This window comes from Agreia sp. Leaf244, assembly GCF_001422695.1.
GTDB lineage: Bacteria > Actinomycetota > Actinomycetes > Actinomycetales > Microbacteriaceae > Agreia.
Window position 1 is genome coordinate 305,498 of the sequence record NZ_LMLX01000003.1, and the last position, 19,216, is coordinate 324,713.

Below are 19,216 nucleotides of genomic sequence, written 5' to 3' on the forward strand. Positions count from 1 at the left end.
AGAAAAAGCCCGGCGCCCCTGAATCAGGGGAACCGGGCTATCTTCAGCTCAAGAGAGACTGAGTAGTGTGACCCCAACCGGATTCGAACCGGTGCTGCCGCCGTGAGAGGGCGGTGTCCTAGGCCGCTAAACGATGGGGCCGTCTGCAACTCAACGAGTATGCCATACGATCCGCCCTCAATGCCAATCGGCTCACGCGAGGATGCGGAGCGCCCCCGCTACGACCTCGACCTCGACCGGAAGAGGGCCGACTCTCTCGCCGTCGGCGTAGGCGATCACGTCGTCCGCGTCGATGCGCACGCGCGACACCCGGGAGATGTCGACGATGTCGAGCCCGGTGTGGCTGCCCGAGAACACCTTCGGGAAGAGGCGCAGGAAGCGCACACGAGACAGCGCCCCCACCCGGAACAGGTCGAGGTATCCGTCGTCGATGAGTGCGTCGGGAGTCACCGTCATGCCTCCCCCGAGCGATCTGTTGTTCGCCACTGCGATCAGGGAGGCGCTCACGGTGGACGTCACCCCGTCGACGGCGAGCTCGTAGCTGCGGGCGCGCAGCGTGACGAGCTCGGCGAGCAAGGCGATCACGTAGCGACTCGCTCCGCGCGGACGGCTCATGCGATTCGCGCGCTCGTTGACCAGGGCATCGAATCCCGCCGAGAGCACTCCCCCGAACCAGGTCGTCCCATCGGCGTGGTGCACACGGCCCGCGTCGATCGTTCGCGCGCCTGCCGCGAGCGCCGAGCGCAGAACGGCCAAGGCGTCGTCGAGCGAGTCGAGCGGGATGCCGAGCCCTCTGGCCATGTCGTTGCCGGTGCCCGAGGGGATGATGCCGAACGGGATGCCCGTCTCGGCGGTCGCATTGACCGCGAGGCTGACCATTCCGTCACCGCCTACGACGACGAGCGCGTCGGCCTCGGCCGGACCACCGGCATCCAGAGCCTGCCGAACGGATGCCGTGAGCGCCGCGAAATCGAGCTCTGTCAGGGCGACCACGTCGTGGCCCTCGGCGAGGAGCGCCTCGACGACGCGAGGACCCGTGGCGCTTCTCGAGCCGAACGAGGCCGACGGGTTGATCGCGAGGACGATCCGCTTCGGCGAGGTGGTCATGATCTGTCGATTATGGCCTACGTGCAAGGCGCACCGGAGACCTTCACGAGAGTTCTACGCTGGAGAAATGAGACTCACCAAACTCGAGCACGCCGCACTCATCATCGAGCAGTCGGGGAAGAAGCTCTTCGTCGATCCGGGATCGTTCACCACCGCGATCACCGAGGCCTCCGGCGCCGTGGCCGTCGTGATCACCCACGAGCACGCCGACCACTGGACCCCCGAGCAGCTCACCCGCCTGCTCGACAAGGCGCCCGACATCCACATCTTCGCCCCGAGGGGCGTCGCCGATGCCGCGACCGGATTCCCGATCACCATCGTCAAGGCGGGCGACGAGGTGACGGTCGCTCCGTTCACCCTCCGTTTCTTCGGCGAGAAGCACGCGGTGATCCACGAGTCGATCCCGGTGGTCGACAACGTGGGCGTGCTCATCAACGGCTCCGTGTACTACGGCGGCGACTCCTATACGGTGCCGGAGGGCGTCGACGTCGACGTGCTCGCCGCACCCGTCGGAGCTCCGTGGCTGAAGATCGGCGACTCGATGGACTACGTGCTGGCCGTGAAGCCCAAACGAAGCTTCCCCACCCACGAGATGACTCTCTCGAAGGCGGGGAAGACGATGACGGGCGACCGCATCAAGTGGGCCACCGAACACAACGGCGGACAGTACTTCGCGCTCGAACCCGGCGACACGCTCGACGTGTAGCCGGGCCGGGGGCCTCGGGCCTCAGTCGAAGCGGGGCTTCTTCCTCTCGTCGTCGCCGAAGACCTCTTCGGTGATCAGAGCCGTGTTCACGAGGGGCCGGCGGTCGTTCGGCGACTCCCGCCCGGGCTCGTCGTCCTCGGCCGTCGGGTCGAGGTCGGGGTCGACATCGGGGTCGGCGTCGAGCTGCTCGTCGTTGTTGTGCGTCTCGCCGTGCTGCCGGTCGACCTCCTCGACGATGCCGTTGGTCTGGTCGAACGGATGCGCCACCTCGTCGAGGGCGCTGCGGTTCGGTTCAGCGCGTTCGGCGTGATTGCCGTCGACGTCGTCGGTGATGGGGTCGAAAGGCTGGGTGTCGTCGCTCGCGAAAGCGTCGACGTCCCGTTCGGCCTCAGCAGGTGGTCGGGCGTGACGGCCGGTGACGGCGTCTCCCCGGTCGACCGCCGATGCTGCGACGGCGTCGTCGTTCAGGTGATTCGTGGAGGGGTCGAATGTACTCATGCGGCTGACGTTACGCCCGCGCGAATGGCGAGAAAAGGGGGTTGAGTTTTCGCAAAGCGCAATGGGGTCGGCCGGTGGGAATCCTCTTCGCCCCTTGTGTGTTATCTCTATCGAGTCGTGAGAACGGCTGTAGATGGAGGCACAAGTGACCAGACCAATAGAAGAGATCGAAGACGAGTCCGGCGTCGTCACGAAGTACCGGCGTCACCTGAACGGGCGCGGGCGCGTGGCATCCGGAGCGAAGGTACACCCAAGCGCGTTCATCGATTCGTCGGCTTACGTCGAATCGGATGCCCGGGTCGGGCAGAACGCATGGATCGGCGCGGGCAGCTGGGTCGATCGCGGAGCGGCACTCGCCGACGGAGTCTTCGTCGGAGCGAACGTGCATATCGGCCGCGGGGTGTTCGTGGGCCGCGGCGCGCGCCTTGGCAGCAACTCCCGCATCGAGCCCGACGTGCGCATCGGAGACGAGATGCGCGTCGAGCGCGACACCCGGGTGGCCGCAGACGTCGGCTGGAGCGAGCGTCGACGCCAGTCGCCCGCCGACGGCTTCGCAAAGGCCGCCTGACCCTCGCCCATGTGACGACCGAACCGGTCGCATCCACCCTCAGCAGGTGGATGCGACCGGTTTCTGCGTCAGGGCCCCTCGTCGAGCGATCCATCCGTCAGTCGACGCTCTTGTCGGAGGGGTTGCGAGCATCTTCTGACGGATGGATGCCCGCAGGCAAGACTCGGGGAGTGGGTATGCCCGGCGTGCCGACGGGCGATCGGGGGCTCTAGTCTGGGAGCCATGACTACTGCCACCGTCGGCATCATGCTGCCCCGCGACCTCCCCGCCCACCAGATCGTGCCGTTCGCACAGAAGGCCGAGCAGCTCGGCTTCGACGAACTCTGGGTCGTCGAAGACTGCTTCTTCCGCGGCGGATTCGCGCAGGCGGCCGTCGCCCTGGCCTCGACCCAGCGCATCCGGGTCGGCATCGGTATTCTGCCGGCGCCCGTGCGCAATGCGGCGTTCACGGCGCTCGAGGCGAACACGCTCGCCGAGATCTATCCCGACCGCCTGATTCTCGGAATCGGGCACGGGATGCCCGTGTGGATGCGCCAGGTCGGCGACAAGCCGGCAAGCATCCTGACGATGCTCGACGAGCAGCTCACCGCGCTGCGCACGCTCCTCGCCGGCGACCGGCTCGAGGTCGACGGGCGCTATGTGACCATTGACGGAGCTCAGCTCGAGAGCCCCGCCACCATCGCTCCCCCGGTGCTCGCCGGAGTGCGCGGGCCCAAGTCACTGGCGGTCTCCGGCCGATCCGCCGACGGCACGATCCTGGCAGAGCCGGTCACTCCCGAATATCTGACCGCGGCACTCGGCCACATCGATGCCCGGGGGCCGCACAGCGTCGTCGCCTACAACGTGGCCGCGGTCGACGACGACCCGGCCGTCGCGCGAGAACTCGCCCGCCCCGCCCTGGAGTGGATCGGCGAGCCCGACTGGGCTCCGCACATCGACCCCCTCCCCTTCGCCGCGGAGTTCGCGGCCCTGCGTGAGCGGTCGGCGACACGGGCAGACTTCGTGGCGGCGCTCCCCGATGAGTGGGTCGACGCTCTCGCCCTGACCGGAACACCCGATCGTGTGCGCAACCGCATCGCCGAACTGCACGCCAGCGGAGCCACGAGCGTCGTGTTCATGCCCGCCGGCACCGACCCGCTCTCGCGCCTCGACTCCCTGGCGCGCGCCCTGTGACCCTGCGGTGACGGGCGACTCGACCATCATCGAGCTGCCTTTCGTTCCTCCCTACGAGCGCGAGAAGGCTCTGGCGCTGATCGCGGCGCACGCCGTGCCCGGGTCGGAACGGGTCGATCTGACCGACTTCTCCGTCACCCGGATCATCGCCGCGCCCAGCGGACCGCTCGCCGTTCGCGTCGAGCTCGGGGAGGCGTCGGCGAGGGCGACCGTCTCGAGCGGTGACGCGCGCGATGTCGAGGCCGTCGCATCCCTCGTTCGGGCCTGGCTCGACCTCGATCTCGAGCCGTCGAGAATCGTGGATGCCTTCGGTCGCGACCCGAGGCTGGCCCCGCTGGTCGCGGCCCGGCCCGGCCTCCGCGTGATCGGCCACCCCGACGGATACGAGGCCGCCCTCACGACGGTGCTGGGTCAGCAGGTGTCCCTGGCTTCGGCGCGAACCTTCGCCGGCCGCCTCGTCGCGGCCTACGGAGAACCGGGGCCGGATTCGCTGATGCTCTTCCCGCCGGCCGCGGTCGTCGCGTCGATTCCGGTCGACGAGCTGCAGCGCACGATCGGACTCACAGGAGCCCGCACGAGGACACTGCACGCGGTCGCTCAGGCCTCGGCCGACGGGCTCGATCTGAGCCCGTCGGCCGACCTGGTGGCCACCCGCGCTGCTCTGCTCGTCATTCCCGGCGTCGGACCGTGGACGGCCGACTACCTCGCCGTTCGAGCGCTCGGCGATCGCGACGCGTATCCGGCGGGCGACCTCGTTCTGAGGCGGGCGCTCGGAGTGCGCACGGCCGCCGAGGCCGAGCGCCTGGCCGAGCCTTGGCGGCCGATCCGGTCGTACGCGCTCGTCCACATCTGGACGGCGGCCGCGTTCTCCTGAGCGTCGTCGCGCAGGCATGATGGAACCATGACGATCCCCCCGGCGGCCTTCGGATTCCCGCTGCCGCCGCTCACGAGCCCGGTGCGGACCATCGGCGCTCGCACCATCGACTTCTCCTCGCGCATCGCCGTGATGGCCATCGTCAATAGAACGCCCGACAGCTTCTTCGACCGTGGCCGGACCTTCGCGCTCGACCGGGCCGTCGACGCCGCACTGGCAGCGGCCTCCGCCGGAGCCGACTGGGTCGACATCGGCGGCGTCAAGTTCGCACCCGGCCCTGAGATCTCGTCCGCAGAAGAGCTCGACCGGGTGCTGCCCGTCGTGCAGGCTGTGGCGGCCCGCTCCGATGTCGTCATCTCGGTCGACACGTTCCGACCCGAGGTCGCCGAGAGGTGTATCGCCGCCGGCGCCTCGGTGGTGAACGACACCACGGGGTTGCAGAATCCCGAACTGGCCGAGCTCGCGGCGTCGACCGGCGCCACGCTCGTGATCACCCACAGCCTCGCCCGGCCGCGCACCGCCTACGCGGCTCCGCACTACGACGACGTGGTGCAGAGCGTCGTCGAGTTTCTGCGAGAACGCATCGAGGTGGCAATGGGGCTGGGCGTGGCCGAGTCGCAGATCATCATCGATCCGGGGCACGATCTCAACAAGAACACCCTGCACTCGCTCGAGATCACGCGGCGGTTCGATGAGATCGCGCGCATCGGGCTGCCCGCCATCGCGGCCGTGTCGAACAAGGACTTCGTGGGCGAGTCGATCGATGCGCCGCGCGAGGAGCGCGGCGACGGCTCCATCGCCGCCGCCACCGCCTGCGCCCTCCTCGGCGCCCGCATCGTGAGAATGCACGACGTGCCGCGATCCGTGCAGGCGATGCGCATGACGGAGGCCATCCTGGGCCTGCGAGAACCGCAGCACCTGCGCCACAACATGACCGACGAGAACGACTGACCACGAGAACGAGGCCCGACGTGACCGAACCCCGCATCGCACTGCTCTCCCCCGCGGCTGCAGCGCTCGACGAGGCCGGCCTCGTCTCGGCGTACTCTGTCGCCGATCGCAGCACTCCGACACTGCGCGTGAACTTCGTGACGAGCCTCGACGGCTCCGCCACGGTGAAGGGGCTCTCGGGTGGGCTCGGCGGCCCCGCAGACAAGCTCGTGTTCGACACCCTCCGACGTCTGGCCGACGTCGTTCTCGTCGGCGCGGGCACCGCGCGCTCAGAAGGTTACGGCGCGATGCGACTGCCGGATGCCGACCAGCAGTGGAGGGTCGAGCACGGCCTGGCACCGCAGCCGGCTTTCGCCCTGGTGTCCGGCCGGCTCGACCTCGATGCGACGAGCGACATCTTCACGAAGGCTCCCGTGCGGCCGCTCGTGCTCACCTCGGCGGCGGCGCCGGCCGACGCGCGCGACGCACTCGGCGAGGTCGCCGAGGTCGTCTCGTGCGGAGACGACCACGCCGAACCGCAGCTCATCATCGATGCGCTCGTCAGCCGAGGACTCCCCCAGATTCTCTGCGAGGGCGGACCGAGCCTGTTTGGAACGTTCATCGCCGCCGACCTCGTCGACGAGCTGTGCCTGACCGTCAGCCCGCTCCTGGAGGGCGGGGCGGGCATCCGGATCTCGCACGGCGAGAGCGAGGCGGCGCGCCGGATGCGACTCGTGCACGTGCTCGAGTCGGACGGGCTGCTGCTGACCCGGTACGCGCGCGCTCGATAGCGCGGCGCGTCAGGACTGGGGTGTCGGCTCGTCCGGTGAGCCCCCGATGTTGACCATCCAGCGAACGCCGAACCGGTCGATGAGCTGCCCGAAGCTGTCACCCCACGGTGCCTTCGCGAGCGGCAGGAAGACATTCGCCCCCTCGCAAAGGCCGTTCCAGAACCCCGTGAGCTCGTCGACATCGCGACCACTGAGCGACACCGAGAAGGCATCGCCCGGGGTGAACGGCATGCTGTTCGGGGTGTCCGCCGCCATGAAGATGAGCCCGCCCGGCGAGACGAGCTGGGCATGCATGATCTTGTCGGCCTCGGACGGGTCTTCGTTCATGCCGAAGTCCGCGTAGCGGCTCATCGTGAGCTCACCGCCGAAGACCGACTGGTAGAACTCCATGGCCTCTTTCGTGTTGTCGCGAAAGCCGAGGTAGGGGGTGAGTATCGAGGGCATGATGGTCTCCTTTGTCCACGTGTCTTCCAATGAGGAACAAGTATGGGCGCATGCCTCTCGACCCACAACGCCGAAAAAGGGGCTCCCCTCCGATTCGGAAGGGAGCCCCTCGATGAGCCGCTGGAGCGGTGTGGCCTAGGCCTCGCTCATCACGAGCTTCTCGGCCTGGCCGCGAGCGGCGAGGGCCGCGGCGCGGGCGGCGAGACGGCGGGTCTGCTCGGCCTGGCCGGCGTCGAGAACCTCCTGGTCGACCTCGAAGTTCGGAACGAGCTTCTGGCCGTTGTACTTCTCGATGTAGGCGTCGAGCTCGGGGCCCGACTCCCACGACGTGATCAGGCAGTAGCGGGGGTCGGTTCCCAGGTGGGTGGCGGCGTGCCACAGGCGCTGGGTGTCGATGATGAGCTGGGCTCCGGCCGGAAGCGCGATGCGGTACTCGACGCTCGGGTCGGTGCGGTTCTCGCGCAGAACGAAGAAGCTCTCGGTGTCGTCGGTGAGGTTGAAGAAGCCGCGAACGACCCACCCGGTTCCGTCGGGGTTCAGGCGGTTGTTGTCGTCCTGGTGAAGGTTGTAGAGGCAGTCGGCGTAGCTGTTGGGCTGCAGCTCGATCACGCGGCAGCGGCCGATGTTGGCGCCGGGCTCCTGGGCGCGGGCGGTCAGGGTCGGGGCCTTCTCGACCTGCGAGGGGATGAACACGCCATCCTTGTCGGTGCGCGGCGGCTTGTGGTTCCAGAAGCCGTTGCACTCGATGTCGCCGAAGGCGCTCGCGAGGGGCGCGAACCGGGTGTCACCCGAGGACTTCCAGTCGACATACTCGATGTCGAGCCACTCCTTGGGGTCGATCTCCTTGTTGTAGCGATCGAGTACGACATAGCCGGTCTCTTCCAGAGCGGCAGATTTGATGTAACCCATGATTGAAAATCATGTCCTTTCGTTGGGGGCCAGCACGTTTTAACAGGCCCAACTTAGGCAAGCCTACATTGGACGATTTCGATACGGACTTTAGTACTCATCCTCCTCCTGAACCCGTCTCGAGTCACCGTCGGCGCGTATCTTCCATCGACTAAACTCGGCGGTTGCGCACCCCAGCAATACCGAGAGGCGAAAACGAAGACATGGTCACTGCCACGAACATCGATGCGACCGCGGTCAACACGGTCGCGTGGCTCTCGGCAGACGACACGACCATCGTCGTTCCCGTCTACCAGCGCCAGTACCGCTGGGACATCGGCGCGTGCGAGAAGCTCCTCGCAGACATCCGCGCGGTCTCGCGATCGGAGGACCGGCACACGCACTTCATCGGCTCGATCCTCTCGAGCCGCAGTACCGACGATGCCGACGACTCCGAGCTCGTGCTCATCGACGGCCAGCAGCGCATCACCACCCTCATGCTGCTGATCGCCGCGCTCCACCACACGGTCGCCCACAGCGACCCGTCGCTTGCCGACGAGCTGCAGAGAGTGCTCGTGCGCGCGGCCGATCCGGCCCGCACGAAGCTGCGCCCCCACCGAGCCTGGGCGCAGGTCTTCGAGAGCGTCGTGCTCGACCACCTCGGCCCCGGCGACGAACTGCGCGACTCGAGGTTCGACGACAACTATGCCTTCTTCCGCAGCCAGGTGCGCCTCGACGAGGTGCCCCGCATCTGGCGCGGGCTGCAGAAGCTCGAGCATGTCGCGATCACCCTCGGCGCCGACGCGAATGCGCAGCAGATCTTCGAGAGCCTGAACTCCACGGGCGAGCCCCTGCGCGACCACGAGCTCATCCACAACTACGTACTGATGGGCCTCACCCACGTCGAGCAGAGCGAGATCGAAGAGTCGTTCTGGCTGCCGATCGAGCAGAACACGGGCGAGCAGATCGCCTCGTTCTGGAGGCACTACCTGGTCATGACCACCGGCCGCGAGGTCACAGTCGTCGGCCAGCGCGGCGTGTACGACGCGTTCCAGCAGCAGTTCCCCCGACTCGACATCGACACCCTGCGCACGCACGCCGCCGAATGGCGCTCGTTCTCGGCCGCCTACCGCGTCCTCCTCGATCCGAGCCTCGAGGCAGACCCCGAGGTCTCGCGCCAGCTCGGCTACCTGAACACCTTCGGGCGCGGCATGTACCCGCTCGTGATGCGGGCCTACCTCGACTATTCGCGGGGCGCGCTCGACGCGACGAGCCTCATCGAGCTGCTCGAGAACATCCAGTCGCTGTTGCTGCGCCGCACGCTGGTCGGCGTGAGCAACGACCGGCTCGTCGCCCGGCTGAGCCGGGCGCGCGCCGAGGGGCCGGATGCGCTGGTGCGCGCGATCTCCCGCATCACGCCCAGCGACGAGCGTGTGCGCGTGGCCCTGAAGTACGCCGAGCTGCCGCACTCGGCCTACGTTCTCGCGCGCCTCAGCGACGTGCCCGCATCCATCGATCTCGAGGTCGAGCACATCTTCCCGCTCTCTCCCGGCGACTCGTGGAGCGGCGACGGCGAGCGCGAATGGGCCGACTACACCGACGACGAGCAGAACAGCCACCGCGCCCTATCGCAGACCGTCGGCAACCTTGCCCTGCTCGAGGAGCACCTGGCCGAGCGCGCTGCCGACAAATCCTTCCTCGACAAGCGCGACCGCTCCTATGCGAAGAGTTCGATCGCGCTGACCCGCGAGCTGGCCGACGTGCCGAGCTGGGGAACCCGCGCGATCGCGCAACGCACCGTTCGCCTGACCGAGAGGTTCCTCGAGGTCTGGAAGCGACCGGCCGTCGTGATGATCGACGACGACGGGCTCACACCCATCCTCGACGCCCAGAAGCGACGCGGCTGGCCGCAGGGCTGGCAGCGCGAGTTCGAGTACGTGGAGTACCGCGGCGAGCACTGGGAGGTCTACGACGTCAAGTACCTCTTCAACCGCATCTTCAAGCGGCTGTGGGCCGACTCCCGGGCCGACGTGGTGGCGTTCAGCGCCCGGCGCGGCGGACCGATCTACGAGGCGCAGTCGTGGAACGGCCACTGGGACACGCTCGACGACGAGCACTTCCTCTACATGGGCTGGGACTCGCGCTACATGCTGACCGCCGTGCAGGGAGTGCTCGACGAGGCCGGCATCGCTGCCGAGGTCTTCGTGAAGTACTCCTACATCGGCGCGGTGATGTAACGAACCGGCTCAGGCCATGCCGTTTCGGAACGCGAAGACGACGGCCTGGATGCGGTCTCGCATCCCGAGCTTCTGAAGAACGCGGCCGACGTGCGTCTTGACGGTCGACTCCGAGAGCCAGAGCTGCTGCGCGATCTCGGCGTTCGACAGTCCCACGACGAGGGCGTCGAACACCTCGCGTTCTCGATCGGTGAGCGCCCGCATCCGCTCGACCGCGGCGAGACGATCGGACTCCTGCCGGGCCTGGCCGGAGCTGTCTGAGGGCCGACTGAGCGCGCCGTACCGTCGGAGCAATTCGGAGGTGACGCGGGGCGCGAGCACGGCATCTCCCACGGCGACCGCGCGAATGGCAGCGAGGATGTCTCCGCTCTCGGAGTCCTTGAGCAGAAAGCCGCTCGCGCCGGCCTCGAGGCCGCCGAAGGCATAGGAGTCGATGTCGAATGTCGTGAGGATGATGACCTTGCTGGCCGAGCTGCGCGCGGTGATCGTGCGGGTCGCCTCGATGCCGTCCATCCGTGGCATCTGAACATCCATCAGCACGATGTCGGGGTCGAGCACCGCCGCGAGCGCGACGGCCTCGACGCCATCGGATGCCTCACCGACCACCGCCATCCCCTCGGCGGCCCCGATGACCATCGACAGTCCCGTGCGGATGAGCGCCTGGTCGTCCGCGATGAGTATTCGGATGTCCGTCATGACCGTCGTTCCCCCGGAAGCATCAGTCGCACGGCCCATCGCCCGTCGTCTTCCGGACCGGCCGTCAGCGTGCCGCCGTACAGGGCGGCGCGCTCGCGCATACCCACGAGCCCTCGGCCGACAGGGTCGTCGCCGAGCCGCGCCCGCGACGGAGCCCCATCGTTGCGCACAATGACGGTCACGTCATCTCCGGAGTCGACGAGGACCTCGACCAGGTTCGGCGCCGACGCATGCCGAAGCGCGTTCGTCAGGGCCTCCTGGATGACCCTGAAGACGGCCACCTGCACACCGGACTGCGACGGCGCTTCGCCTTTGAGCGTGAGCTCGACAGGCAGTCCGATGCCGCGGTACACCTCGACGAGGCGGGGTATGTCATCGAACCCGGTACCCAGCTGCGACGATGCCGATCCCGGTGTCGATTCGAGCATCCCCATCACTCGACGCATCTCGGTGAGCGATGAACGCGCAACGCCGCCGAGCTGGCCGATGGCTTCCCTGGCCAGTCTCGGCTCCGTCTCGAAGACGGCCTCAGCGCCGTCGGAAAGGCGCACGATCACCGACAACGAGTGCGACACGATGTCGTGCACATCGCGGGCTATCCGCGACCTCTCCGCCAGCGCCGCGAGCTGGGCCTGCTGGTCGCGTTCGCGTTCGAGGTGCCGGGCATGATCTAGCAGGCCCTCGATGTAGCGTTTGCGGTTGCCGAGGCTCTGGCCCCAGAAGACGGCGACGAGAAGCACAAGCAGGCTGGTCACGGCGTAGGTGAAGGCCGTGCCGACACGCGATCCCTCGGGAGGCGACATCAAGAACGGCGGATCGACGAAGAGATAGGTCACCCATACAGCGACCGTGACCACCGTCGCCGCACCGACGGCGATCCAGGCTCGGCGCGCGGAGTCGTGCACCGCGATGGCGAAGACGCAAAACGAGACGGCGAGGCTCAGCAGGTCTGGGGCCAGAGCGATCAGGGGCAGCGTGGCGACGAAGGTGATCACGAAGGCGAGCACGGGTCTGCGACGACGGAATACGACGAGACAGGCCGCGACCAGGAGCACAACGACGACGAACACCACCAAGGGTGGCCAGCCGAACGTCGGTACCGATCTGGCGACGAGGAGGCTGGGTGTCGCCAAGAGGATCCAGGTCAGGGCCACCAGCACATCGACGAGCCTCGGATGCCGTTGCCACATCTTGGCGACCAGCCCGGGGCTGCGTGGCGCCGTGTCTATCACGGGGACAGTCTCCCACGGTCGATCTCCGGGCCCTCGTCGCCGTCGTCGCCGGTGGCTGTGGCGGTGGCGGTGGCGGCACGCTTCGCGACACGGCGCTCTGCCCGTCGTTCGACGCCGCGTTCATACAGCGTGTACAGGGCCGGCAGGAGAAGCAGGGTGAGAACCGTCGACGACACCAGGCCTCCGATGACGACGATCGCGAGGGACTTCGAGATGAACGCGCCCCCGCCCGTGAGCCCGAATGCCATCGGCAACAGAGCGAAGACCGTGGCGCAGGCCGTCATGATGATCGGCCTCAGCCTGAGCCGCGCGCCGTGCCTCACCGCGTCGTCGATACTCGCACCCTGACGGCGGTAGTCGTTGATCAGGTCGATGAGCACGATCGCGTTGGTGACGACGATGCCGATGAGCATCAGCATGCCGATCATCGCGGGGATGCCGAGAGGGGTGCCCGTCACGAGCAGTCCTCCGATCGCTCCGGTCGCTGCGAGCGGCACGGACACGAGCAGCAGCAGCGGTTGCACCAGCGAGCGGAAGGTGGCGACCAGCACGATGTAGACCAGGGCGATGGCGATGAGCATCGCGAGTCCGAGCTGCGCGAACGACTCCGTCTGCTCCTCCGCCGCGCCGCCCTGGTCGAGGCTCACCCCGTCGGGGAGGTCGATCGCCGCAATCGCGCCGTCGACGCCGGCCGCGGCGGCGCCGAGGTCGTTCCCGACGGGCAGAGCCGAGATGGTCACGGCTCGAACGCCGTCGATGCGGGTGATCGTGGCCGGGGCTTCGACGACGGAGACCGTCGCGACATCGCCGACATTCACGGCCGTCGCAGTGACGTTCTCGAGGTCGCGCTGCGCCTGGCTGAGCCTGTCCGTCTCCGCCTGCTGGGCGGCACCATCGCTGATGACCTTCTGGGCGGCGGCGATCTGCTCATCGAGCGTGTTCAGGCCCTCGATCGAGCTGTCAACCGCTCCGCTCAGCTGGGCCACGAGCTTCTGGTACTCGAGTGCGCTGACGTCGCCCGTGGTCACCGGGTCGGGGTCTGCGGGCGGCGGGTTGGCCGTCAGTGTGGCGAGTTGCGCCTGAAGTTCGGCCAGGTCGCTTCGAGTCGTGTCGCGGGTCTTGATCAGGTCTGCGACCTGGTCGGAGGCCGCACTGTTCGCCTTCGCCTGGGCTTCGGCGGCCAGTTGCTCCTGCTCCGCGGTGAGGGCGTTCGCGGCGTTCTTCTGGGCGCGCTGCTGCTGCAGCGCGGTCACAGGGAGCGACAGCGCCCCGATTGCCGCGGGGGTGCTCTCGGTCGTCTGCGACCGCAGCATAAGATCGTGGGTCCGCCCGTCGACGGTCACGGAGCCGAGCTGCTCGCCCTCGACCGCTGCGGCGATCGCGGCGCCCACCTCGGCGACGGTGAATCCCTGGGCGGCGGCGGCCGTCGGGTCGACCGAGACGCTGAGCACCGGCTGTTCCGCGGCGAGATTGCTCGTGACCGTGTCGATCTCGCTCAGCGCACCCAGTTTCGCCGAGATCGTGTCGGTGGCCGCGGCGAGAGCAGCCTCGTCCGACCCGCTGACGACCACGTCGATCGTGGAGCTCGTGGCCTGCGTCGCCTGAGTCGACACCGTGATGTCGTCGGCGCCGGGCAGCGCGGAGACGGCCTTGCGGATGGTCGTGAGCGACGCATCCGGATCTGCGTCTTCTGTCAGAACGAGGCCCACCTGCACGGGGGCACCCTGGCCGCTGACGGTGGTCTGGTACGACTCGACCTCGTCGAGGCTGGAGACCACCTTCTCGATTTCGAGAGCGACGGCATCTGCCGAAGCGAGGGTCGAGCCGAGCGGAATCGTCTGCTCGATCGTGACCGCTCGCGCATCGGCGAAGCCCCCGAGAAGGTCGGTTTTCAGCAGACCGATGGTGCTGAGCGAACCCGCGAACACGACGACGGAGATGATCACCATGGTGACGGGGCGACGCAGCGCGAACCCCAGCGCGGGCAGGTACGTTCGCTGCATCGCCGTGGTGCGCTCGCCCGTCTCGGCGTCGATGCCCGTGGTGTCGAGCTCCGACGACGCTCCGGCGGCGAGCGACGCGCGGGCCTTCGTCGACGGATGCCGCATGAACCAGTAGGCGAGAACGGGCACGATCGTGAGCGACACCACGAGCGAGGCGAGGAGGGCGATGGACACGGTCACCGCGAATGGCCGGAACAGCTCTCCCGACACCCCGCCGATGAAGGCCACGGGCAGGAAGACCGCGATGGTCGTGAGCGTCGACGCAGTGACGGCACCCGCCACCTGACCCACCGAGGCGCGAACGTCCTCGACCGTCAGTCCGTCGGCGCCTCGCCGTCTAGTGATGTTCTCGATGACGACGATCGAGTCGTCGACCACGCGCCCGACTGCGACGGTGAGCGCGGCGAGAGTGAAGATGTTGAGCGAGAAGCCACCGAGGCGCAGGCCGATCACGGCGATCAGGAGCGACAGCGGGATCGAGATGGCAGTGATAACGGTGGCGCGGGGCGAGAGAAGGAAGATGAGGATGATCAGGACGGCGAAGAGGAGCCCGAGTCCACCCTCGACCGAGAGGTCGTGAATCGACTGTTCGACCATCGTGGACTGGTCGAAGGTGACGTGCATCGCGGCACCGTCACCCAATGAGCCGAGCCGCCCGGCGACGGCATCCGACACCGCATGGGAGACCTGCACCGCGTTCGCATCGGGCAGTTTCGTGATGGTGAGGCCGACGGCGGGTCGGCCATCGGCGCGCGAGAGCGACGTCTGGTCGACAGGGGCGAGTGCGACCGTGGCGACGGCAGACAGCGGGATCGGCCCGTCGAGGGTGGGGATGGGAGTGGCCGCGATGTCCTCGAGGGTCGCGTTCTCCTGGCCCACCTCGATCGAGAGGGCCTGGTCGCCCTCGACACTGGTGCCGGCGGGTACGACTGTTCCGGCGGTGCGGAGGAGCGGCGCGATCACCTGCCCGTCGATCGAGTGTGCAGCCAACGCCGCGGGATCGAGGGTCACGACGACACGCTGCTGGATGCGCCCCGACAGTTCGACGTCTCGCACCCCCGGCACGTTCTCGATCAGCGGCACCAGCTCGGCATCCACTCGCTCGGCAAAGGAGTCCGCATCGGCGTCGCTCGTCAGCGCGAGCGCCACAACGGGGATGTCGCTCGAACTGCCCGCGAAGACGTCGGAGGTGACGCCGTCGGGCGCTTGTGCGAGAACCGCGGAGGTCGCGGCCTTCACATCGGCCAGGATCTTGACGTCGTCTGCGCCGAAGCTCCAGGTCACCGTGACCTGGGATGAGCCACTCGACGTGCTCGACCGCACCTCGTCCACTCCGGCAACCGAGGTCAACGCCGTGCTGAGCGGAACCACCACCTGCTCATCGAGTGTCGCGGACGACCCACCCGGCTTGGCGACGACGACCACCGCGGTCGGCTGCTCGATCGAGGGAAGCAGCTCCTGTTTCATCGACGCGGTCGCCCACAGGCCGACGGCGACGATGAGAATACTGAGCAGGGCGACAATGGCACGGTTGGCCAGGCTCAGGCGGGTGAGCAGCGTCATAGGGGGAAGTCCTCCGGCGTGGATGAGTGAAGCGGTTCCACGCTAGGAGGAGGCACGCCGACGCGGCGTCCTCAGATGTACCTATTCCGGGTCAGTGAGGATGGTCCTGAGGTACCACGTCGCCGGTCAGCCCCAGTACCAGGCCTCGACCCAGGCGGCATCGAACATCTCGCCAGACGGAGTGATGGCGGGCGCGTGGCCATACTCGCCTGTGCCCGGATCGAGCCACTCGACCGACGGCACTTCCGCCGCGGCTGATCGCGCGCGAGCGAACGCCTCCTCATCTCCGGACTCCCATCCCGGCACGATAAGAATGGGTACGCCTCGCTCGAGACCGGAGCGCAGGACGCGGACGGCATCCTCCGCGGACTCGTCGGAGCCCCCGGTAGTAGCGAGCCAGCTTGCTGAGGCCAGCACGACGACGCGGCCGATGGTCAGCGACAACTCCGTGCCGTCGAGGTGCGCGGGCGCCGCCGGGTCTCTGACCATCTCGGCGAAACCGTCGGCATCCCACCCCGGAGCGAGCTGCTGCAGGCCGTCGGTGGGAACGAGCACGACGTCCTCGCCCGCGGCGACGAGCTGGTGAACGATGTCTCTCGCGAAAGCCTCCAGCTCGACCGCGTCGACGACCAGCGCGACCGTCACGAGCGGCGCTCGAACTTCTCGAGGGGAGTGCGTCTTCCTGCCAGAAACGCCTCGAGGCCCTTCTGGAAGTCGAGCGTCGAGGCGACGAAGAGCACCGACAGGTCGGGCGCGACATAGATCTTGCCGCCGCCCCTCACATCGTGCATCACACAGATGCCCGCCCCGCCGTCGAGAACGACCGTGTCGAGCGTCGCCTCGGGGGCGAGAATCTCGAACAGTCGCCTGCCCTGCTCGACGAGCCGTGCGTGGGTGTCTGCGTCATCCATGTCTGACAGCCTAAGCTCGTCGCCCACAGCGCCGCAGCGACGACAGCCGCGAGGCCCCGGCTCGGGGCCCCGCGACTGTCATATCGGTCCTATCAGGCCTGGGCGCCGCGCGCCCGACGGCGGGCGACCACGAGGCCCGCGCCGAGCATCAGGAAGAGTGCACCCGCAGCGATCACGGGCAGCGGCTGGGCGCCGGTCGATGCGAGACTGCTCGGCTTGGCGACGCCGTTCGCCGGCGTCGGCGCTGTTCCCGACGGCGCCGTGGCGGCTGCCGTCACCGTGATCGGGGTGCTGGCCACCACGACAGACGGGTCGGATGCCGCTGCGAGCGTGATCGTGTGGGCTCCGGCGGTCGTGTCGGCCGGGATGCGCGCGTCGCGCAGCGTCAGCGCGCCATCGGCGTCGGCGACCACGAGGCCGAGTGTCACCGGCTCGGAGCGCAGCACGATCGTGTACTCCGCATCCGCTTCGAGACCCGACGCGACGACCGTCGTCGTGCCGCCGGCCTGAACCGTCGACGGAGTCGCGGTGACGGTCGGGGTCGACTCGGCGGGCGGGTTCGGACCCTGCGGGCCGAGTGCGAGGTCGCACGAGATCGTGCCCGACCACAGGGAGTGTCCGCCGTTGTTGCCGTCATCGGCCCGGATGACCTCCTTGACGCCGTCGACACAGGTCGAGCTCGGCGCGATGGCGAACCCCTCGTTGTTGTAGTCGGGCAGGCCCGTCGGGCGGTTGTAGATGCGGTCGACGACGAACGCACCGTTCGCGTCGATCTTGAGCAGCGTCGTGGATCCGGCGGACGAGTTGTCGGCCACCGCCCAGATGCGCTGCGAGTCTGCATCCCACTGCGTCTCCTGGATCATCGGAAGACCCGTGTCGATCGAGGCGACGCGCTGGAAGGTGCCGTCACCCTTGAGTGCGTAGGCGTAGAGGTGGCCGTTCTTCTCCAGTGCGCCGAAGAACAGGCCCGTGCCGTGGCCCGGGTAGTCCTTCGGGTCGTACGCCTTGGTCGTGCTCTGGTCGACGAAGCCGTTTGCGGTCAGGTAGGAGTCGGGCACCCACGTGATGCCCTCGAAGCCGAGGTTGGAGTCGGCCTTGACCGGGTCGATGACGTCGGCCAGGTCGGCCGTCAGCACCCACTGCTGGGTCGGGTGCAGAACCGCTCCCGACTCGGTCGGGTCGAAGCGCAGAACGCTCTCGAGCGGCACGCCGCTCGCCGCGTTGTCGCGCTCGGTCGTGACGTAGAGCAGGCCGTCGGGGCCGACCGTGATGCCTTCGGAGTCGGGCTGGCCGCCGCCGTCAGGGAAGACGAGGTCCTTGCCTGTCGACCACCCGTTCGTGGTGTCGGGCACCCAGAGCGCTCCGCTCTTGATGAGACGGTAGACGTGGCTCTTGTTCTTGACCGCCCACATCACATCGGGCGCACTCGGGTCGATGTCGAGACCCGAGACATCCTGGCCCGAGACCGGGGTGACGAACTGGCACTCGTTGTCGGAGACGACGGGGTTCTGGCTGCCGGGCCAGGCGATGCCGCCGGTGATGGCGGGGCCGCTGCCCGAGGGCGCCTCGGTCTGGCACGAGACCTCGCCGCCGCCCGGGGTGCTCGGCGGAATGATCTCGCCGGCGCACGCGGTGGCGTTCGAGGCTCCGAAGCTGGATGCGGCGGTGTGCGCCCAGGCACCCGTCGCGTCGGCACAGCGCGACCACGATCCGGGCTGCGCGTCGGCATTGCCCCATCCGACCGTGTCGACGATGGTCGAGCCGTCAGCACGGTAGACCTTCACCGAGTCGCCGCCCGAGCTCAAGCCCTGGTTCGAGAGCAGCACGAGGTAGCCGTGCGCGGGAACGACGGTGCCGTTAGGCGCCTCGATCGCAGCCGGAAGGCTGGTGCTGTCGGCCTGCAGGAAGGACGAGACGTCGACGTCGGTGTCACCCGTGTTCACGAGCTCGTAGGCGTCGTGCGTGGGGTCGTCGTTGGCCGATGTCACCTCGTTGAGTTTGATGGACTCCCACCCTGTATCGTCGCCGCCCTCGCCAGGCTCTTCGCCCGGGTCGGTCGCGACGGGGTTGAGCTCGCCCTTCGACGGCGTGGTCTGCTTCACGAACTCGCCGGTGCCGTTCGGAACGCGTCCGTAGGTGTCGAGGTGGAAGTCGCCCCACTCGTACGAGTCGAGCAGCGTCGTGCCGTCAGACGCGAGCAGGCTGACCTTGTCGCCCTTCTTGAGCTTGAAGGTCGAGCTCTCGGCGACGTATACCGCTCCGGGCTGGATCGTGGTTCCGCTGGGCAGCGTGATGGTCACGGCGTTGGCGCGGCCGGTCAGCACGAAACCGGATGCGTCGAGCGGCTGCGTGCTCGTGTTGATGACCTCGACCCAGTCGGGCGAGCCGTCTGTCTCGATTTCGTTGATGCGGAGGTCGGTGGCGGCAGCGACATCGCTCGTCTCCTGCGAGCCGACGTCGGCGGACGCCGCGGCGGGAACGGCGAAGAGGCCCGCGAGCAGCACGGCGGATCCAACGGTGAGGGCGAGGGGACGCGACAGGGGTTTCAGCACCCCGTAACACTGCCGCCGCCACATGAACGGCAGGTGACGTGCG

Annotated in this window: 17 protein-coding genes and 1 tRNA gene; 7 read left to right on the forward strand and 11 right to left on the reverse strand. The window is 68.1% G+C overall.

What is annotated here, in order from left to right; all coding sequences use genetic code 11:
• Positions 1-68: 68 nt before the first annotated feature.
• Positions 69-141: transfer RNA gene (locus ASF06_RS11460), tRNA-Glu, on the reverse strand.
• Between the two features lie 51 nt (positions 142-192).
• Positions 193-1,107 carry a diacylglycerol kinase family protein gene (locus ASF06_RS11465; protein WP_055947019.1) on the reverse strand — a complete coding sequence of 305 codons (915 nt, stop codon included), beginning with the start codon at positions 1,105-1,107 and terminating at the stop codon, positions 193-195.
• 67 nt (positions 1,108-1,174) lie between these two features.
• Here ASF06_RS11465 and ASF06_RS11470 point away from each other — a divergent pair, with 67 nt between their 5' ends.
• Positions 1,175-1,813 carry an MBL fold metallo-hydrolase gene (locus ASF06_RS11470; RefSeq protein ID WP_055947021.1) on the forward strand — a complete coding sequence of 213 codons (639 nt, stop codon included), beginning with the start codon at positions 1,175-1,177 and terminating at the stop codon, positions 1,811-1,813.
• Positions 1,814-1,834: 21 nt separating this feature from the next.
• Here ASF06_RS11470 and ASF06_RS11475 read toward each other — a convergent pair whose 3' ends face one another.
• On the reverse strand, positions 1,835-2,311 hold the full coding sequence (locus tag ASF06_RS11475; protein WP_055947023.1) for a hypothetical protein: 477 nt from the start codon (positions 2,309-2,311) through the stop codon (positions 1,835-1,837).
• A 145-nt stretch (positions 2,312-2,456) separates the two neighbouring features.
• Here ASF06_RS11475 and ASF06_RS11480 point away from each other — a divergent pair, with 145 nt between their 5' ends.
• The 5 genes from ASF06_RS11480 (at position 2,457) to ASF06_RS11500 (ending at position 6,647) form a co-directional block, all read left to right on the forward strand.
• Complete coding sequence (locus ASF06_RS11480) at positions 2,457-2,879, forward strand: DapH/DapD/GlmU-related protein (RefSeq protein WP_055931168.1); 423 nt, start codon at positions 2,457-2,459, stop codon at positions 2,877-2,879.
• A gap of 222 nt (positions 2,880-3,101) precedes the next feature.
• On the forward strand, positions 3,102-4,052 hold the full coding sequence (locus ASF06_RS11485) for an LLM class flavin-dependent oxidoreductase (RefSeq protein WP_055947025.1): 951 nt from the start codon (positions 3,102-3,104) through the stop codon (positions 4,050-4,052).
• A gap of 7 nt (positions 4,053-4,059) precedes the next feature.
• Positions 4,060-4,926, forward strand: coding sequence for a DNA-3-methyladenine glycosylase family protein (locus ASF06_RS11490; RefSeq protein ID WP_235500982.1), 867 nt, complete (start codon positions 4,060-4,062; stop codon positions 4,924-4,926).
• A gap of 27 nt (positions 4,927-4,953) precedes the next feature.
• Positions 4,954-5,877 (forward strand): dihydropteroate synthase, encoded by a 924-nt coding sequence (gene folP, locus ASF06_RS11495; protein WP_055947026.1) that lies wholly within the window; start codon positions 4,954-4,956, stop codon positions 5,875-5,877.
• A gap of 20 nt (positions 5,878-5,897) precedes the next feature.
• A complete protein-coding gene (locus ASF06_RS11500) occupies positions 5,898-6,647 on the forward strand; it encodes a pyrimidine reductase family protein (protein WP_055947029.1) in 750 nt (249 codons plus the stop codon).
• 9 nt (positions 6,648-6,656) lie between these two features.
• Here ASF06_RS11500 and ASF06_RS11505 read toward each other — a convergent pair whose 3' ends face one another.
• Together ASF06_RS11505 and ASF06_RS11510 are read right to left on the reverse strand one after the other, a co-directional pair.
• Entirely contained in the window at positions 6,657-7,091 is a 435-nt protein-coding gene (locus ASF06_RS11505; RefSeq protein WP_055947031.1) for a VOC family protein, read from the reverse strand.
• A 135-nt stretch (positions 7,092-7,226) separates the two neighbouring features.
• Positions 7,227-8,000 carry a hypothetical protein gene (locus ASF06_RS11510; RefSeq protein WP_055947033.1) on the reverse strand — a complete coding sequence of 258 codons (774 nt, stop codon included), beginning with the start codon at positions 7,998-8,000 and terminating at the stop codon, positions 7,227-7,229.
• A 203-nt stretch (positions 8,001-8,203) separates the two neighbouring features.
• Between ASF06_RS11510 and ASF06_RS11515 the strand changes: the two genes are divergently transcribed.
• Positions 8,204-10,216, forward strand: coding sequence for a DUF262 domain-containing protein (locus tag ASF06_RS11515; RefSeq protein WP_055947035.1), 2,013 nt, complete (start codon positions 8,204-8,206; stop codon positions 10,214-10,216).
• 9 nt (positions 10,217-10,225) lie between these two features.
• On the opposite strand, the gene ASF06_RS11520 is transcribed toward ASF06_RS11515, so the two are convergent.
• From ASF06_RS11520 to ASF06_RS11545, 6 genes are all read right to left on the reverse strand, one after another.
• A complete protein-coding gene (locus ASF06_RS11520) occupies positions 10,226-10,912 on the reverse strand; it encodes a response regulator (protein WP_055947037.1) in 687 nt (228 codons plus the stop codon).
• Positions 10,909-12,144 carry a sensor histidine kinase gene (locus tag ASF06_RS11525; RefSeq protein WP_157439177.1) on the reverse strand — a complete coding sequence of 412 codons (1,236 nt, stop codon included), beginning with the start codon at positions 12,142-12,144 and terminating at the stop codon, positions 10,909-10,911. The genes ASF06_RS11520 and ASF06_RS11525 overlap by 4 nt, the downstream gene beginning before the upstream one ends.
• Positions 12,141-15,710 (reverse strand): efflux RND transporter permease subunit, encoded by a 3,570-nt coding sequence (locus ASF06_RS20035; protein WP_055947042.1) that lies wholly within the window; start codon positions 15,708-15,710, stop codon positions 12,141-12,143. Before ASF06_RS20035 ends, ASF06_RS11525 begins: the two co-directional genes overlap by 4 nt.
• 126 nt (positions 15,711-15,836) lie before the next feature.
• The gene (locus ASF06_RS11535) at positions 15,837-16,355 is read right to left on the reverse strand and encodes a hypothetical protein (RefSeq protein ID WP_055947044.1); all 519 of its coding nucleotides are present in this window, start codon (positions 16,353-16,355) and stop codon (positions 15,837-15,839) included.
• On the reverse strand, positions 16,352-16,621 hold the full coding sequence (locus ASF06_RS11540) for a hypothetical protein (protein WP_055947046.1): 270 nt from the start codon (positions 16,619-16,621) through the stop codon (positions 16,352-16,354). The genes ASF06_RS11535 and ASF06_RS11540 overlap by 4 nt, the downstream gene beginning before the upstream one ends.
• 92 nt (positions 16,622-16,713) lie before the next feature.
• Positions 16,714-19,173, reverse strand: a complete 2,460-nt coding sequence (locus ASF06_RS11545; protein WP_162237701.1) for a lamin tail domain-containing protein — start codon at positions 19,171-19,173, stop codon at positions 16,714-16,716.
• Positions 19,174-19,216 lie beyond the last annotated feature (43 nt).

Excerpts from the sequence above, each read along its gene's own strand:
- ASF06_RS11465 (WP_055947019.1), bottom strand. The coding sequence starts at position 1,107 with ATGACCACCTCGCCGAAGCGGATCGTCCTCGCGATCAACCCGTCGGCC.
- ASF06_RS11470 (WP_055947021.1), top strand. The coding sequence starts at position 1,175 with ATGAGACTCACCAAACTCGAGCACGCCGCACTCATCATCGAGCAGTCG.
- ASF06_RS11475 (WP_055947023.1), bottom strand. The coding sequence starts at position 2,311 with ATGAGTACATTCGACCCCTCCACGAATCACCTGAACGACGACGCCGTC.
- ASF06_RS11485 (WP_055947025.1), top strand. The coding sequence starts at position 3,102 with ATGACTACTGCCACCGTCGGCATCATGCTGCCCCGCGACCTCCCCGCC.
- folP (WP_055947026.1), top strand. The coding sequence starts at position 4,954 with ATGACGATCCCCCCGGCGGCCTTCGGATTCCCGCTGCCGCCGCTCACG.
- ASF06_RS11505 (WP_055947031.1), bottom strand. The coding sequence starts at position 7,091 with ATGCCCTCGATACTCACCCCCTACCTCGGCTTTCGCGACAACACGAAA.
- ASF06_RS11510 (WP_055947033.1), bottom strand. The coding sequence starts at position 8,000 with ATGGGTTACATCAAATCTGCCGCTCTGGAAGAGACCGGCTATGTCGTA.
- ASF06_RS11515 (WP_055947035.1), top strand. The coding sequence starts at position 8,204 with ATGGTCACTGCCACGAACATCGATGCGACCGCGGTCAACACGGTCGCG.
- ASF06_RS11520 (WP_055947037.1), bottom strand. The coding sequence starts at position 10,912 with ATGACGGACATCCGAATACTCATCGCGGACGACCAGGCGCTCATCCGC.
- ASF06_RS20035 (WP_055947042.1), bottom strand. The coding sequence starts at position 15,710 with ATGACGCTGCTCACCCGCCTGAGCCTGGCCAACCGTGCCATTGTCGCC.
- ASF06_RS11540 (WP_055947046.1), bottom strand. The coding sequence starts at position 16,621 with ATGGATGACGCAGACACCCACGCACGGCTCGTCGAGCAGGGCAGGCGA.